The sequence below is a fragment of the Paeniglutamicibacter psychrophenolicus genome (assembly GCF_017876575.1).
In the GTDB taxonomy this organism is placed as follows: domain Bacteria; phylum Actinomycetota; class Actinomycetes; order Actinomycetales; family Micrococcaceae; genus Paeniglutamicibacter; species Paeniglutamicibacter psychrophenolicus.
In genome coordinates this window covers 2,494,723-2,508,847 of sequence record NZ_JAGIOE010000001.1, presented here as the reverse complement: position 1 = coordinate 2,508,847, position 14,125 = coordinate 2,494,723, and the positions used below count along the sequence as shown (strand labels likewise).

General features: G+C 68.3%; 15 protein-coding genes. 12 read left to right on the top strand and 3 right to left on the bottom strand.

The genetic code is table 11. The features are described from left to right. Nucleotides 1-4: 4 nt before the first annotated feature. The gene (locus tag JOF46_RS11385) at nt 5-370 is read right to left on the bottom strand and encodes an SPW repeat domain-containing protein (protein ID WP_209907391.1); all 366 of its coding nucleotides are present in this window, start codon (nt 368-370) and stop codon (nt 5-7) included. A gap of 419 nt (nt 371-789) precedes the next feature. Here JOF46_RS11385 and JOF46_RS11380 point away from each other — a divergent pair, with 419 nt between their 5' ends. The 7 genes from JOF46_RS11380 to JOF46_RS11350 all read left to right on the top strand — a co-directional run bounded on the left by JOF46_RS11380 (nt 790) and on the right by JOF46_RS11350 (nt 6,233). After that, nucleotides 790-999 (top strand): DUF4287 domain-containing protein, encoded by a 210-nt coding sequence (locus JOF46_RS11380; protein WP_209907390.1) that lies wholly within the window; start codon nt 790-792, stop codon nt 997-999. Between the two features lie 30 nt (nt 1,000-1,029). Beyond that, nucleotides 1,030-1,731 carry a VC0807 family protein gene (locus JOF46_RS11375; RefSeq protein ID WP_209907389.1) on the top strand — a complete coding sequence of 234 codons (702 nt, stop codon included), beginning with the start codon at nt 1,030-1,032 and terminating at the stop codon, nt 1,729-1,731. 81 nt (nt 1,732-1,812) lie between these two features. Beyond that, nucleotides 1,813-2,481 (top strand): M15 family metallopeptidase, encoded by a 669-nt coding sequence (locus JOF46_RS11370; RefSeq protein WP_209907388.1) that lies wholly within the window; start codon nt 1,813-1,815, stop codon nt 2,479-2,481. A gap of 24 nt (nt 2,482-2,505) precedes the next feature. Beyond that, nucleotides 2,506-2,790: an SH3 domain-containing protein gene (locus tag JOF46_RS11365; protein WP_209907387.1), complete on the top strand. Its 285-nt coding sequence runs from the start codon at nt 2,506-2,508 to the stop codon at nt 2,788-2,790. 57 nt (nt 2,791-2,847) lie between these two features. Then, complete coding sequence (locus JOF46_RS11360) at nt 2,848-4,494, top strand: ABC-F family ATP-binding cassette domain-containing protein (RefSeq protein ID WP_209907386.1); 1,647 nt, start codon at nt 2,848-2,850, stop codon at nt 4,492-4,494. Nucleotides 4,495-4,657: 163 nt separating this feature from the next. Beyond that, nucleotides 4,658-5,137: a hypothetical protein gene (locus JOF46_RS11355; RefSeq protein WP_209907385.1), complete on the top strand. Its 480-nt coding sequence runs from the start codon at nt 4,658-4,660 to the stop codon at nt 5,135-5,137. 13 nt (nt 5,138-5,150) lie between these two features. Further along, nucleotides 5,151-6,233: a carboxylate-amine ligase gene (locus tag JOF46_RS11350; RefSeq protein ID WP_209907384.1), complete on the top strand. Its 1,083-nt coding sequence runs from the start codon at nt 5,151-5,153 to the stop codon at nt 6,231-6,233. Nucleotides 6,234-6,489: 256 nt separating this feature from the next. Here JOF46_RS11350 and JOF46_RS11345 read toward each other — a convergent pair whose 3' ends face one another. Together JOF46_RS11345 and JOF46_RS11340 are read right to left on the bottom strand one after the other, a co-directional pair. Continuing rightward, nucleotides 6,490-7,842, bottom strand: coding sequence for a 6-phospho-beta-glucosidase (locus JOF46_RS11345; RefSeq protein WP_209907383.1), 1,353 nt, complete (start codon nt 7,840-7,842; stop codon nt 6,490-6,492). After that, the gene (locus JOF46_RS11340) at nt 7,839-8,588 is read right to left on the bottom strand and encodes a DeoR/GlpR family DNA-binding transcription regulator (protein WP_209907382.1); all 750 of its coding nucleotides are present in this window, start codon (nt 8,586-8,588) and stop codon (nt 7,839-7,841) included. Before JOF46_RS11340 ends, JOF46_RS11345 begins: the two co-directional genes overlap by 4 nt. Before the next feature lie 174 nt (nt 8,589-8,762). On the opposite strand from JOF46_RS11340, the gene JOF46_RS11335 reads away from it, so the two are divergent. The 5 genes from JOF46_RS11335 (at nt 8,763) to JOF46_RS11315 (ending at nt 13,664) form a co-directional block, all read left to right on the top strand. Beyond that, complete coding sequence (locus tag JOF46_RS11335) at nt 8,763-9,878, top strand: PfkB family carbohydrate kinase (protein ID WP_209907381.1); 1,116 nt, start codon at nt 8,763-8,765, stop codon at nt 9,876-9,878. A gap of 97 nt (nt 9,879-9,975) precedes the next feature. After that, a complete protein-coding gene (locus tag JOF46_RS11330) occupies nt 9,976-11,340 on the top strand; it encodes an ABC transporter substrate-binding protein (protein WP_209907380.1) in 1,365 nt (454 codons plus the stop codon). Then, on the top strand, nt 11,315-12,235 hold the full coding sequence (locus JOF46_RS11325) for a carbohydrate ABC transporter permease (RefSeq protein ID WP_209907379.1): 921 nt from the start codon (nt 11,315-11,317) through the stop codon (nt 12,233-12,235). The genes JOF46_RS11330 and JOF46_RS11325 overlap by 26 nt, the downstream gene beginning before the upstream one ends. Next, nucleotides 12,232-13,047 carry a carbohydrate ABC transporter permease gene (locus tag JOF46_RS11320; protein WP_209907378.1) on the top strand — a complete coding sequence of 272 codons (816 nt, stop codon included), beginning with the start codon at nt 12,232-12,234 and terminating at the stop codon, nt 13,045-13,047. Before JOF46_RS11325 ends, JOF46_RS11320 begins: the two co-directional genes overlap by 4 nt. A 38-nt stretch (nt 13,048-13,085) precedes the next feature. Further along, on the top strand, nt 13,086-13,664 hold the full coding sequence (locus JOF46_RS11315; RefSeq protein WP_209907377.1) for a GNAT family N-acetyltransferase: 579 nt from the start codon (nt 13,086-13,088) through the stop codon (nt 13,662-13,664). Nucleotides 13,665-14,125 lie beyond the last annotated feature (461 nt).

The window sequence follows — 14,125 nt, the reverse complement described above, 5'->3', positions numbered from 1 at the left end:
TTGTCTAGTGCGAGCCGATTGGATGATGCTCGTGGTAGACCTTCATCGCGGGCTGAATTGCCATGATCGAGGCAATCAGTGCCACAACACCCGGGATCCAGGTATGCCATGCCACGGCCGGCATATCCGTGGCGAAGCTGCCCATCCAGGGAGATGCGACAACGAGTGCGGCCACAACCAGCTGCACCCATTCGGCCACGGGCATACCCGGAGCCGCCAAGTTGATCACGCCGATGACAATCAAGACAACGCCGCCGGTCAGCATGTACGCATTCGAGGATCCCACTGCCGTGGTCCACGTCATGGCCAAGACCGTGTACAGGCCTGCAGCCACGGCGACCCAATTTTGCCATGCAGTCCATCGCTTCATGGTCCAGATCTCCTTTGTCTTCCGTACACCCCCGATTCGCGGATGTTCCGGAATCGCGAAGGATGCCCTTGCGGTGCCGACGGTCCAGCTGGCCCCAACTTTCCTGCCGTGCCATCCCTTCGGCTGTAATCCCATCCTGCCCGTCGCGCCCCTCCGCTGGTAGGGTCCAAAGTCACGGTGCCGAGCTCGAGGGCACCTCCGCTGCTTTGCCCACCGGTTTCGCGAGCAAATCCACGTGAGGCACGCGTAGTGTTTCGCGAGCACTTTTGGTGAGGCACGCGGGCGCCATCCCTGCACCCCCTCGACGACCGGCTATTTCTCTAATGGATAGTGGCAAGCCTGGTGTTTCGCGAGCACTTTGGGTGAGGCACGCACCCACCCCCTTGCGGTATCCCTCCCAGCTCTGTTTGATGGAAACCATGAGCGAATCCGCCAAAGGCCCCAAATCCTATTTCCCGTCGATCGAGACAAAGTACGGCCACCCCATTGGCCATTGGATGGAACTGCTGGACCAGGTGGCGGGCCAAAAGCACCTGGAGCAGGTGAACTGGCTCAAAACCGAACACGGGATCGGCCACGGCCATGCCAATGCCTTGGTCCATGTCTACCGGGCCGAACACCAGGCATAGGCAACGCCCGCCTCGGGTGGCAGACCCGAAATGACACGACGGCAACGCAAGGCAACCGGCAAACAGGCCCAGGACACCGTGCTTCGGGCCGCAGGCCGCTTGCGCGGTGTCCTGGGCACGGTCGCTGCCATTGCCGTTCCGCCGCTGTTGTTCTATCTCCTGCGTCATTTCGGGTTGTCCATCTACGTGTCGCTGGTGGTGGTCGCGGTTGCCACCGGATTGCCTGCCCTGCTCTCGCTCACCCGGTGCGGTCCGAAGAAGCACGTGATAACCACCTACTTTTCGCTCGCCTCCGTTGCCGCCGTCGTTTTGGCGTTCATTCCGGGCAGCCCGCAATTCCTGCTGGCCCGCGACGCGCTGATCACCGCAGGAACCGGCATCTGGTTCATCTCGACGCTGCGCGGTGCACGACCCCTGGTCTATACGTTGACCAAGCCCATCGTTGAGGGCCGCTTTCATTGGCCCGGTGGCTGGGAAACCCATTGGGAGCAGGCACCGCGTTTCCGGCGCATGTGGCGCATCTCCACAGTCATGTGGGGGTGCGGATTCCTGCTTGACGCGGTGCTGCGCGTGATCCTGGCCTACTTGTTGGAACCCGATGCGGTGCCCGCGGTGACCACCGCGATGTACCTGGCGACAAACCTCGTCTTGATCCTGCTGAGCAACGTCTTCTACATCGCCTCGGGAATGCTCAATCCCGGCTCCATTCTCTTTGCCCCGGCCGATGGTTAGGATGGGCCAACCGATTCCTTGCCCATCCCCGGCCCGAACCCGCTTCGGGGTCCCGCCACCAACCCAACGGAGTTCGCCCTTATGAGCACACGGCACCAACGCCCGGCCGCATTCGGCGCCGCCGCATTCGCCCTGGCGATCGCGATCTCCCCGTTGGCGGCCCCGCCCGCCGTGGCCACGCCGGCTTCAACGCACCAGGTGGTGCAAGTGGAGCTCGATGCCTCGCCGGCGAGGTCCGCCGCGGCTGCGTTGGCCACCAAGCCCAAGCCCCCGCGGGACCCGGCCAAGTCCGATGTCCTGGTCAACAAGAAATACCCGTTGGTGCCCCGGAAGTACGTGCCGAGGCTCACCGAGGTGCCCGGCACGGGGATCCGCCTGCAGCCACCGGCGGCCAAGGCCTACAGGAAGCTGGTTGCCGCGGCCCGCCGCGACGGGGTGAACATCAGGCTCACTTCCGGCTACCGGTCCTACGCGGTGCAAAAGGGACTGCTCGAGAAGTACACCCGCGCCTATGGATCGACCTACGCCCGGCGCATCGCGGCCAAACCCGGCAGCTCCGAGCACCAGACCGGGCTGGCCATCGACGTGGGTAATCGCAACCGCGCCTGCGCGCTGCAGGCCTGCTTCGCCACTACCAAGGTCGGCAAGTGGATGGCCAAGAACGCGCCGAGGCACGGCTTCATCCTGCGCTATCCCAAGGGCATGGAATCGGTCACCGGCTACGCCTACGAGCCGTGGCACTTCCGCTAGGTAGGAACCGCCCAGGCCAAGGCCATGGCGGGGTCCAAGGCCAAGACCCTGGAGCAGTTCTACGGCGTCGCCCCGAAATCCAAGCCCACCGCTGCCAAGCCCCCGGCACCCAAATCCGGCACCGTGAAGAACTCCAGGAAGACCACCGCAAACCTGAACCTGCGCCGTGGACCGTCCACCGGCAGCACCATCATCAGGACGGTGCCCCGGGGCTCGGCGGTGCATTTGACCGGCAAGAAATCCGGGACCTGGGTCCAGGCCACGCACCGCGGCACGACCGGGTGGATGAGCTCGCAGTACCTGCGCTGAGTGCCCCGGCCGCGGCCCGATGTCAGGGAGTGCGCCTAGGGAATCTAAACTGGAACAATGACTGCAACACTCGTGGCCAAGGACCTTGCCGGCGGCCACGCCCACCGAACCCTTTTCTCCTCCCTCAGCTTCACCGTCTCCCCCGGAGACGTCATCGGGGTGGTGGGGGCCAACGGCGCCGGCAAGTCCACGCTGCTGCGGCTGCTCGCCGGGGTCGATGCCCCGCTGGGCGGATCCGTCTCCAGTGCCCCCGACGGCGCGTTCATCGGCTGGCTGCCGCAGGAACACGAACGCATCGAGGGTGAAACCATCGACGCCTACCTGGCCCGGCGCACCGGCTGCGCAGCTGCCACGCACGCCATGGAATCCACCGCCGAGGCCCTGGGCTCCGGGGCACCGGGTGCCGACGACGCCTACGCCGCTGCCTTCGACCACTGGATGGCCGCCGGCGCCGCGGACCTCGAGGACCGCGCCCCGGCCACGCTGGCCGAACTCGGCCTCACCCTGCCCACCGACACCCTGATGACCGCGCTGTCCGGCGGGCAGGTCGCCCGTGTCGCCCTGGCCGCGCTGCTGCTGAGCCGCTTCGACCTGGTATTGCTCGACGAGCCGACCAACGACCTTGACCTGGCCGGGCTCGAACGCCTCGAATCCTTCGTCTCCTCGCTGCGCACCGGCGTGGTGCTGGTGTCACACGACCGCGAATTCCTGGCCCGCTGCGTCACGCGCATCGTCGAACTGGACCTGGCGCAGAACCAGGTCGCGGTGTACGACGGCGGCTACGACTCCTACCTGGAGGAACGCGCCATCAACCGCCGGCACGCCCGCGAGGCCTACGATGAGTTCGCCGACAAGAAGGCGGACCTCGTCTCCCGCGCCCGCACCCAGCGCGAGTGGTCCTCCCAGGGTGTGCGCAATGCCATGAAGAAGAGCCCCGACAACGACAAGCTCCGGCGCAAGGCGTCCAACGAGTCCTCGGAGAAGCAGGCGCAGAAGGTCCGCCAGATGGAGTCGCGCATCAAGCGCCTGGACGAGGTCGCCGAGCCGCGCAAGGAATGGGTGCTGCAATTCGAGATCGCAGCCGCCCCGCGCTCCTCCTCCGTCGTCTCCACGCTCAACGAGGCAATCGTCACCCGCGGGGACTTCACCTTCGGCCCGGTCTCCGCCCAGGTCAATGCCGGGGAGCGGATCGGCATCACCGGACCCAACGGAGCGGGCAAGTCCACGCTGCTGAACCTGCTGCTCGGGCACCTGGCCCCGGACGCCGGCTCCGCCTCGCTGGGTTCCTCGGTGGCCATCGGCGAGATCGACCAGGCGCGCAGCCAGCTGCCCGAGGATTCCGCCCTGGGCGATGCCTTCGAGCTGGCGGTTCCGGAGATGAACCCCGCCGAGGCCCGCACGCTGCTGGCCAAGTTCGGGCTCAAGGCGCACCAGACCGCCTCCCTGGTCCGCGACCTGTCCCCCGGCGAACGCACGCGCTCGGGCCTGGCCCTGCTGCAGGCGCGCGGGGTGAACCTGCTGGTCCTCGACGAGCCGACCAACCACCTGGACCTGCCGGCCATCGAGCAGCTCGAGGAGGCCCTGGAATCCTACGAGGGCGCCCTGCTGCTGGTGACCCACGACCGCCGGCTGCTGGACAATGTCCGGCTCGATGCCCGCTGGGAAGTCGAAGCCGGGAAGGTGCGCATCGGCATCAACTCGTAGAGGTTCCTGTCGCGGAATTCCCAACGTCCTGCCATGGAACTCCATGGCAGGACGTTGGGTAATTCCCGTGGCTCATTGTGCCGGTGCACCGCCGCGGAGCAAGATGGTGTGGGCACGCACTGCGGCGCCCGTCCCTTCCGGCCGGTACGTCGAAAGTGCTCCCATGAAGAAGTCCTTTGGCAAACGCACCTCCCAGTCCCTGCTGCGCTCCGCGCCCGACATCCCTCCGGCGCTTGAACTGTCGGTGCACCCCTCCCGGGTGCCGACCGACGAGGCACCCACCTGCGATTCCTGCGGCTCCAGCGATTTCCTGGTGTACGAGCACGTCGAGCTGCGGCTGGACCGGCGGCGCGTCCAGCCGCCATGCTGGGACGTCGAGTTCTGGTGCGGGCAATGCGAATCGTTCTACGGGATGCTCACCACGCAGGTACCCGATGACCGCCAGGCCGTGCGCTTGGCCTCCGAGAACCCCCGCTACGTCCGCTATCCGGACGCGGCACCGGATTCCGCTGCCGAAGCATGGGCGGGCACCAAGGTGTCACGGGATGCCCGCAGGCAGATTCCGGGGCTCGAGGATGCCGTGCCGTCGGTGTCCGTCCATCCCGGCCCGTCCGCGGACCGGCTCTCCGGCGCCTACGAGTAGGGCGGTGCCCGCGGTGCGCACCTTCGGCATCGAGCAGGAATTCTTCCTCATCAATCCCGCCACCGGGCTTCCGGCGGTGCCCCGCCACCATGTCCACAACGAGCTCATGGCCCTGCGCAGCGGCGGTACCCACACGCATCCGGAGTTCCTGGCCTGCCAGGTGGAAAACAGCACCCCGATCTGCACCACGGGCGCGGAGGCGCTCGAGGCGGTGGTCTCCGCCCGGCGGGAGCTCTCCGCGGTCGCCCGCGAGGCCGGGCTGCAACTGGTCGGGCTGGGCACCGCGCCGCGGATCCCTGCCGGCCCGGCGGCCGTCCACGCCTCGGAACGCTACTACGCCATCAACCGGTTTTGCCCCGGCATCACCTCCGAGCACTACCTCTGCGGCACGCACGTGCACGTGGGCATCGAGGACCTCGAAACCGGGGTCCAGGCACTGAACTCCTTGCGCCAGTGGCTGCCGTTGCTCACGGCGCTGGGCGCCAACTCGCCTTTCTGGCGCGGCGCCGACAGCGGCTTCGCGTCCTGGCGCAGCATCGCGTACCTGCGCTGGTCGATCCACGGGATCCCGCCGCACTTCGCCGACGCCCGGGACTACCTGGCGCGCATGGAATTCCTGCTGGCCTCCGACGTGGTCCTGGATGCCGGGCACATCGGCTGGGGCGCGAGGCTCTCGGCCCGCTTCCCGACCCTGGAGATCAGGGTGGCCGATGCCCAGATGGGTGCCAGGGACGTGGTGGTGCTGGCGCTGGTGATGCGCGCGCTGGTGTCCGCCGGGGCCAACAGCCCCGGCCGGATCCCGGATCCCGCACCCGAGGCCCTGGACATGGCCCAATGGCAGGCGGCGAAGTTCGGGACCCGGGGAAACCACTACGACCTGGCCGCCGGCACCAAGGCCAGCCTGGACCGGCGCCTGGATGCCCTGCTGAACTACATCGGAGGGGAACTGGAGGACAGCGGCGACACCGACTTCGTGGGTGCCGGGCTGGCGCGCATCGCCGGCGAGGGCAACGGTGCAGCTGCCCAGCGGCGCTTCTTCCACGCCGGCGGATTCGATGCACTGATTTCCGAGGCCGGGGCCCGGCTCCTGGACTGAACCCGTCCCGCAGGCCCGCGCGCGCGAGGCCGCCCGGTGATCCGTGGCCTTCCACCTGGCTCTTGGCTTGGTTCTTGGCTTGGTTCTTGGCGTAAATACTTCCCCCGCGCGTGAAGGCAACCCAAGATCTTGGTCATCGGCCGGGATATCGGCCGACAAACCCTACCCTCGCGGCCCTCGCGCGCGCGGCCGACCAAGAATCCACCCCGACACCGCCCCGCGTATCCGTCCCGGAACGCCGGTTCAGGCCCTGTGCTCAGGCACCCGGGGACAACGCTTCGGCCACCCCCGGGATCCGTTCCCGGTAGTTCTGCAGCAATTGCCGGGCGACGGAGATCGAGTCCACCAGCGGGTGGGCGGCCAGCGCCCGCCAGGCCAGCGTCTCGCTTCTTTCCCTCGAGGCTGCGATGACCATCCGCTCCACGGCCTTGACCTGCTGCAGCAGCCCGAGCATCTCCCCGGTGACCGGCGCGATGTGCTTGGGCACGATGCCGGCGGCGCTGACGGTGCATGGCACCTCGATCACCGCGTCGTCGGGCAGCTCGGGCACCACCCCGCGGTTGGCGACGTTCAGGATCATGGTGGCCGGAGTCCCGCCCAGCAGCGCGGCCATCAAATCCAGGGCGACCTGCTGGTAGCCCCCGCCCTCGATGTCCGAGGCCTCCCGGTTGGTGCGCTGGTCCTCGGGCCGGCTTTCGGCCATGTAGCTGGCCTCGCGCTCGTGCTTGGTGGCCAGCCAGGCATCCAGCGCGCGTTCCGGGTGCGCGGCGGCATCCTTGTAGAAGCCCGATTGCTGGCGGTGCAGGAACTCCCCGCGGGTGGGCTCCGGGCCGCGCAGCCGCGCCGTGGCCTCGCGCTGGAAGTAGTAGTAGTACAGGTACTCGTTGGGGATCGCGCCCAGCGCCCGGACCCAGTCCGGGCCCATCAGCCGGGCCTCCTCAATCCCCTGAAGCGCCGCGTCGTCGGCCAGCAGCGAAGGCAGCTTGTCCACCCCGTCCACCACCAGGGAGCGCAGCCAGCCCAGGTGGTTCAGGCCCACGTAGTCGAAGTCCACCGCGTCCGGGGTGGAGCCGATGGCGGCCACCGCCCGGCGCATCAGGCCGATGGGGGTGTCGCAGATCCCCACGACCCGGTCCCCCAGCGCCTCGCGCATGGCCTCGGTGACGATGCCGGCGGGGTTGGTGAAGTTGATGACGGTGGCCTGCGGCGCGTGCCTGGCCACGCGTTCGGCCAGGTCCCGGGCGTGCGGCAGGGTGCGCAGGGCGTAGGCCAGGCCGCCGGGCCCTGTGGTTTCCTGCCCGAGGACGCCCATTTCCAGGGCGACGCGCTCGTCCTGGATCCGCCCTTCGGTCCCGCCGATGCGCATGGCGGAGAAGATAAACCTGGCCCCGGTGACCGCCTCGTCCAGCGACGCGGCGGTGGTGACCTTCGGGGGTGCGGGCAGGGAGGGTGCCATCTGGGACAGCACGGACTCGATCGCCGCCACCCGTTCCGAATGGGAGTCGAAGAGGCACAGTTCGGTGATGCGCACGGCCTCGTTCCCGGCAGAGAGCGCCTCGAAGATCTGCGGGACCCTGAATCCGCCGCCGCCGATGATGGTCAGTTTCATGCCAGAACCACTTCGCTTCCTGATTTCCTGAATGCTTCGAGGGTGCGCGGATCGGCACCCCGGCTTGTCACCAGCGTGGTGATCCGCGCGGCGGTGCAGACGTCGCGGATCCCCACCCCGGGGAACTTGGTCTCGTCGGCCAGCAGCACGATCTTCGCGCTGGTGTCCAGGATGGCCTGCTTGACTGGCACCTCGATGCCGGTGGTGTCCTGCACCGTGGTGTCTTCCCTGATGCCGCTGCAGCCCAGGAAGCTGATGTTCGCCCGGATGTTGGCCAGCGACGCCAGCGTCAGCGAGCCCACGAGCGAGTGGTAGGAGCGGCGCAGCACTCCGCCGAGGATGACCAATTCCACCTCGGGGTCGGTGCGCAGCTCGTCAAGCACCGCCAGGCTGGAGGTGATGACCGTGATCCTGCGCCCGCGCAGGGCCCGGGCCAGCATTGCGGTGGTGGTGCCGATGTCCAGCAGCACCACGTCGCCGTCCTCGACGAGCTCCGCGGCCCGGTTGGCGATCTTTTCCTTGGCCGGCGAGCTCCTGGCCAGCACCTCGCGGAAGTCGATCTTGTCCGAGTCCAGGGACCCGCCCCCGTGGACCCGGCGCAGGTGGCCCTCGGAGGAGAGCAGGTTCAGGTCCCGCCTGATGGTCGACGGGCTCACACCCAGGTCGTTGGCCAGTTCCTGGACCGAGACGTCCCCGGTCTCCTGGAGCCGGCGCAGGATCGAGCCCTGCCTCGCACTTATCAGCATGCCCCAAGACTAACAGTCACCAATGAGCAGAACCGAGCATTTTCAATCACTTGTACCACCCCCTGGTGCGTGCTAACGTCCAATCAAGGGTGCGCCGAGCGCCCCGAACGCCACCGGGAAACCGGCACGCGTCCCGGACCGCCCGCTGGCGGCGCAAGCAAGAGGAACATACAGGTGAACACCGCATCCGAGCCCGACACCGAACTCGACCTGTTCCTCACCGGCTCGCTCTTTTTTGACATCATCTTCACCGGCCTGCCCACCGCCCCGCAGCCCGGCACCGAGGTCTGGGCCGAGGGCATGGGGTCGGTCCCCGGCGGCATCGCCAACCTCGCGGTGGCCGCCGCCAGGCTCGGCCTGTCCACCGGGCTGTCGGCCGGCTTCGGGGACGACGCGTACGGTGCCTGGTCGTGGTCGCTGCTGGAGGAGCAGGAGGGCATCGACCTGAGCCGTTCGCGCATCTTCGAGGGCTGGCACTCGGCGCTCACCGTCTCCCTGGCCCGCGGCGGGGACCGCTCCATGATCACCCACGGCCACCCGATGCCCATCAGCGCCGCCGAGCTCATCGGCACCCCGCCCACCTCCAAGGCCATGATCGCCGAACTGGCCATGCCCGGGCACGGGGAACCCTGGTGGATCGCCACGCACCCGAGGCAGGGCAAGGTCTTCGCCGCGGTCGGCTGGGACCCCACCGAGAAGTGGGACACCTCCACGCTCAACGACCTGGAACTCTGCCACGGTTTCCTGCCCAACCACGTCGAGGCCATGGCCTACTCCCGCACCGACTCGCCCGACGCCGCACTCAAGGCGCTCTCCTCCCGCGCACCCCTGGTGGTCATCACCCGCGGCGTGGACGGGGCCATCGCCATCGACTCCTCCACCGGGGAACAGGCCAGCGTTCCCAGCCTGCGCGTGGCGGCCATCGACCCGACCGGCGCCGGGGACGTGTTCTCGGCCGGCATCGTGCTGGGCACCCTGGCCGGCTGGCCGCTGGAACGGCGGCTGCTTTTCTCCACGCTCTGCTCGGCCCTGGCCGTGAAGCACTTCGGCGGTTCCCTGGCCTCCCCGGGCTGGGGCGACATTGCCGACTGGTGGGAATCGACGAAGCTGCGCGCCCGGGAAAACGCCGAATGCGCCGACGTCGCCAAGCGCTACGGCTTCCTCGACGAGGTGCTCCCGCAGCACAAGCCCAATGCCGTGCGCCGCGCCGAGGCCACCTTCGGGCTGCTGACCGAGGCCGAGGCCCACTACCGTCCGCACGGGCACGACCCGCTGCCGCCCTCCCGCTGATCCCCGCGCCCGCCAGCTTCCACCCGCGGCCGCCGGCTTCCGCAGCAACGCGCCGCACACCGATTTCCACCGCACCTTGCATGAAAGGACACCCACCATGTCACCCAGAGGCAAAACCCGCACACTGGCGCTGGCCGCCACCGCAGCCCTCGCCCTGCTGCTTTCGGCCTGCGCCCCCGGCTCCGAGGCCCCTGCCCCGTCGACGCCGCAAAGCGGCGCTACCATCGAAAAGGATGTCTCCAAGATGGGCGAGGCCACGCTCACCGTCTGGGACCAGGAGGTCCGCGGCGGGCAGAACGAGCAGATGACCAAGCTCAACGACGCCTTCGAGGCCAAGTACCCGAACATCACCATCAAGCGGAACTCCCAGTCCTTCGAGGACCTGGGCAAGACCCTGCGCCTGGCCCTCTCGGGCACCGACGCCCCCGACGTGGTCCAGGCCAACAACGCCCGCAACACCATGGGCGCGTTCGTCAAGGCCGGGCAGCTGCTGCCGCTGGACGACTGGGCCAAGGCCTACGGCTGGAGTGACCGCTACCCGGCCTCGGTGCTGAAGTACTCGCAGTACTCCACCGACGGCACCACCTTCGGCTCCGGCTCGGTCTACGGGCTGCCGCAGGTCGGCGAGGTCGTGGGCGTGTTCTACTCCAAGAAGAAGCTCGAATCCCTGGGCCTGGAGGTCCCCGCCGACTGGGCGGCGTTCGAATCGGCCATCGCCACCGCCAAGGAGAAGGGCGAGACCCCGCTGCTGCTGGGCAACATCGAGAAGTGGCCCGCCGGGCACGTCTTCGGCCCCATCCAGGGCGCCAAGGTCCCCGCGGAGCAGATCGAGAAGCTCGGCTTCGGCAACGCCGGTGCCTCCTGGACCACACCGGAGAACCAGGCCGCCGCGCAGACGCTGGCCGACTGGAGCGCCAAGGGCTACTTCAACAAGGGCGTCAACGGCACCGACTACGACGCCGCCTGGCAGAAACTGACCAAGGGCGAGGGCGTGTTCCTGATGGGCGGCTCCTGGATGGCCGCGGATTTGGCCGACGCCATGGGCGAGGACGTCGGGTTCTTCGCCCCGCCGGCCACCGCCGGGGAAGGCGCGCACACCACCGGCGGCACCGGGCTGCCCTTCACCGTGACCGCCAAGACCAAGAACGCGGACCTGGCCGCCGCCTACATCGACTTCATCACCAACGAGGACGCGATGAAGGTCCTGGCCGACACCGGGAACCTGCCGGTGCTCGACACCGCGGCGCACGCCCCGGCATCGGGCGTGCTCAAGGACGTGTACACCGCGTTCGAGTCGGTGACCACCGACGGGGTGCTGCTGCCGTACCTGGACTACGCGACCCCGACCATGGGCGACACCCTCGGCGACTCGCTGCAGGGCCTGCTCGATGGCCGGATCGATGCGAAGGCCTTCACCGAGGCCATGGAAGCGGACTATGCGGGCTTTACCCAGGGCAAGTAGCGGACACGGCGCCCCCGGCAGGCACACGGCCCGCCAGGGGCGCGCCATCACCCCCTACCTCTTCATCGCCCCGGCCTTCATCATCTACGCGGCGTTCATGCTCTACCCGCTGGCCCGCGCCGTGCACCTCTCGCTCTACGACTGGGACGGGCTGAGCCTGGCGACCTTCGTGGGGACGGGAAACTACACCGACATCCTCTCCGACACGCGCCTGCGCGCCGCGTTCGGGCACGCCGGCGCCTTCATCTTCTTCTACGCGGTGCTGCCCTGCGGGATCGGGCTGGTGCTTGCAGCGGTGCTCACCCGGGCCAAGGCCCGCGGGCTGGCGCTCTTCCGCACCCTGGTGTTCCTGCCCCAGGTCATTGCGATGGTCGTGGTCTCGGTGGCCTTCAAGCAGATCTACGCGCCCGACGGGCTGCTGAACTCCGTGCTGCGCTCCATCGGGCTGGATTCCCTCACGCGCGCGTGGCTCGGGGACTACGTCTTCTCGCTGCCCGCCGTCGGGCTGATCGGCTCCTGGGTGTCAACCGGCCTGGTCACCGTGCTGCTGCTGGCCGGCATGGCCAGGATCCCGACCGAGCTCTTCGAGGCCGCCCGGCTGGACGGCGCCGGGGCGGTGCGCGAGTTCCTCTACATCATCGTCCCCTCGGTGCGCGCCGAGCTCACCGTGGCCCTCACGCTGACCATCGTCGCCTCGCTGAAGACCTTCGACCTGATCTACATGACCACCTCCGGCGGGCCCGGCTCCTCCACCACGGTGCCCAGCTACGAGGTCTACCGGCGGGCGTTCGAGACCGGGCAGGTCGGCAGTGCCGCGGCCATCGGCGTCACCCTGACCATCATCATCTTCCTGGTGACCCTGGCCGTGAACCGGATCTCGGAGCGCGGCGCATGAGGGTCTCGGCCACCGAGCGGACGCTGAACTACGCCATCCTCATCGGTTTTTCCCTCATTGTGCTCACCCCCGTCCTTTCCATCCTGGCCGCCGCGTTCGGCCCGGCCAACGCCTCCGCAGCCCGCGAGGGCGCCTTCCACCCGGGCAACTTCGCCACCGCCTGGGTGGAGGGCCGCTTCGGGCAGTACATGGGCACCTCGGTGCTCGTGGCGGTCATCGTGGTGTCCCTGTCCGTGCTGCTCTCGATCCTGTCGGGCTACGCGTTCGGGACCATGAGGTTCCGCGGCGAGCAGTCCCTGTTCTACCTCTTCCTGCTGGGCATCATGGTGCCCTCCGAGGCCATCATCGTGCCGCTGTTCTTCGACCTGCGCACCTTCGGGCTCACCGACACCGTCTGGGCTGTGGCGCTGCCGCAGGTCGCCCAGTCCGTGGCGTTCGGCACCTACTGGATGCGCGCCTACTTCAAGAGCGTGAACCCCTCGATCATGGACGCCGCGCGCGTGGACGGGGCCTCGAAGGGCCGCATCCTGTTCTCCATCCTGGTGCCCATGGGCCGCCCGGCGATCACCACCATGGTGGTGCTGATGTTCATGTGGACCTGGAACGAGTTCCTGATCCCGCTGGTCATGTCCCCCTCCGGGGAATTCCGCACCGCGCCGCTGGGCCTGGCCTTCTTCCAGGGCCAATACACCCAGGGCACGGCGCTGCTGGCCGCCGCCGCGGTGATGGTCGCGCTGCCCGTGGTGGTGCTCTACTTCCTGATGCAGCGCCACTTCATCAAGGGCATGCTCGAGGGAGCCGTCAAGGAATAACCGGCGCGCAAATGGACCAACCGGCGCACAATGGGTGCATGAGGATCCTGCTGCAGACCGCGCGGCTGGTGTTGCGCGAATTCACCGCCGACGATGCCGGGCTGCTGGTTGAACTGGACGCCGATCCGCGGGTCATGCGCTACATCTCCAACGGCGTGCCAACCCCGCGGGCCGAGATCACCGACGAATACATCCCCGCCTACCTCAGGTACCACCGGGCGGGCCCGGACTTCGGGTTCTGGGTGGCCCAGCTGCGCGGCACCGGCGAATTCACTGGCTGGTTCCACCTGCGCCCCGAGCCGGGGTCCCCGGCCACGGACCCGGAGCTGGGCTACCGGCTCAAACACGAATTCTGGGGCCGCGGGCTGGCCACCGAGGGCGCCCGCGCGCTGATCGCCCACGGCTTCTCCGTTCCCCCGGTCACCCGCATCCATGCCAGCACCATGGCGGTGAACACCGCCTCGCGGCTGGTCATGGAAAAGTGCGGGATGGATTTGGTGCGCCACTTCGTTGCCGACTGGCCGGTGCACATCGACGGGGACGAGCTCGGCGACGTCGAATACGCCATCACCCGCGAGCAGTGGCTGGCCGCCAGCTCCGAATCCCCCGGCACCTAGTTGCCGAAGCGGTCGGTTGTTGCCCGGGCGGGCAACCTGCCCGGCGGCCCGAGGCGGAGCGAACAGGTGCTTTCCGACCGCGGCGAGGACGGTTCATTGAAGCCGGACTGCCCCGGTTTGGCAGTACTCCCCGGGATGGCCATTCCTCGGGCCACGACGAATCCCGACGCGCGCGCGGGGGGACTTCCACGACGTCGAGAACGTGGTCCGGCACCGTCAAGACGGTGGTGGCCCACGCCGTGGCTGCAGTCCGAAACCGAGGGCATCTGCGCGGCGCGGACCGTTCTGGCCGGCAAGACGTCCACCGCTTCCCTCGCTTGCCCAGGGAAGGCATAGGTGCCGCGGGTCCGTGCCGCAGGGCTCCTTCATTTGCCGCTTCCGGCCAAGAGGCATGTCCACGAGACCCCGTGTTGCGTGTTGCCCGAATCCAATGCCTTGTTCGCCCACCCCCGCCCCGCATC

Bases quoted from the DNA above. Each gene is read 5' to 3' on its own strand.
- JOF46_RS11385 (WP_209907391.1), bottom strand. From the start codon at position 370: ATGAAGCGATGGACTGCATGGCAAAATTGGGTCGCCGTGGCTGCAGGC.
- JOF46_RS11380 (WP_209907390.1), top strand. From the start codon at position 790: ATGAGCGAATCCGCCAAAGGCCCCAAATCCTATTTCCCGTCGATCGAG.
- JOF46_RS11375 (WP_209907389.1), top strand. From the start codon at position 1,030: ATGACACGACGGCAACGCAAGGCAACCGGCAAACAGGCCCAGGACACC.
- JOF46_RS11370 (WP_209907388.1), top strand. From the start codon at position 1,813: ATGAGCACACGGCACCAACGCCCGGCCGCATTCGGCGCCGCCGCATTC.
- JOF46_RS11365 (WP_209907387.1), top strand. From the start codon at position 2,506: ATGGCGGGGTCCAAGGCCAAGACCCTGGAGCAGTTCTACGGCGTCGCC.
- JOF46_RS11360 (WP_209907386.1), top strand. From the start codon at position 2,848: ATGACTGCAACACTCGTGGCCAAGGACCTTGCCGGCGGCCACGCCCAC.
- JOF46_RS11355 (WP_209907385.1), top strand. From the start codon at position 4,658: ATGAAGAAGTCCTTTGGCAAACGCACCTCCCAGTCCCTGCTGCGCTCC.
- JOF46_RS11345 (WP_209907383.1), bottom strand. From the start codon at position 7,842: ATGAAACTGACCATCATCGGCGGCGGCGGATTCAGGGTCCCGCAGATC.
- JOF46_RS11340 (WP_209907382.1), bottom strand. From the start codon at position 8,588: ATGCTGATAAGTGCGAGGCAGGGCTCGATCCTGCGCCGGCTCCAGGAG.
- JOF46_RS11330 (WP_209907380.1), top strand. From the start codon at position 9,976: ATGTCACCCAGAGGCAAAACCCGCACACTGGCGCTGGCCGCCACCGCA.
- JOF46_RS11325 (WP_209907379.1), top strand. From the start codon at position 11,315: ATGCGGGCTTTACCCAGGGCAAGTAGCGGACACGGCGCCCCCGGCAGG.
- JOF46_RS11320 (WP_209907378.1), top strand. From the start codon at position 12,232: ATGAGGGTCTCGGCCACCGAGCGGACGCTGAACTACGCCATCCTCATC.
- JOF46_RS11315 (WP_209907377.1), top strand. From the start codon at position 13,086: ATGAGGATCCTGCTGCAGACCGCGCGGCTGGTGTTGCGCGAATTCACC.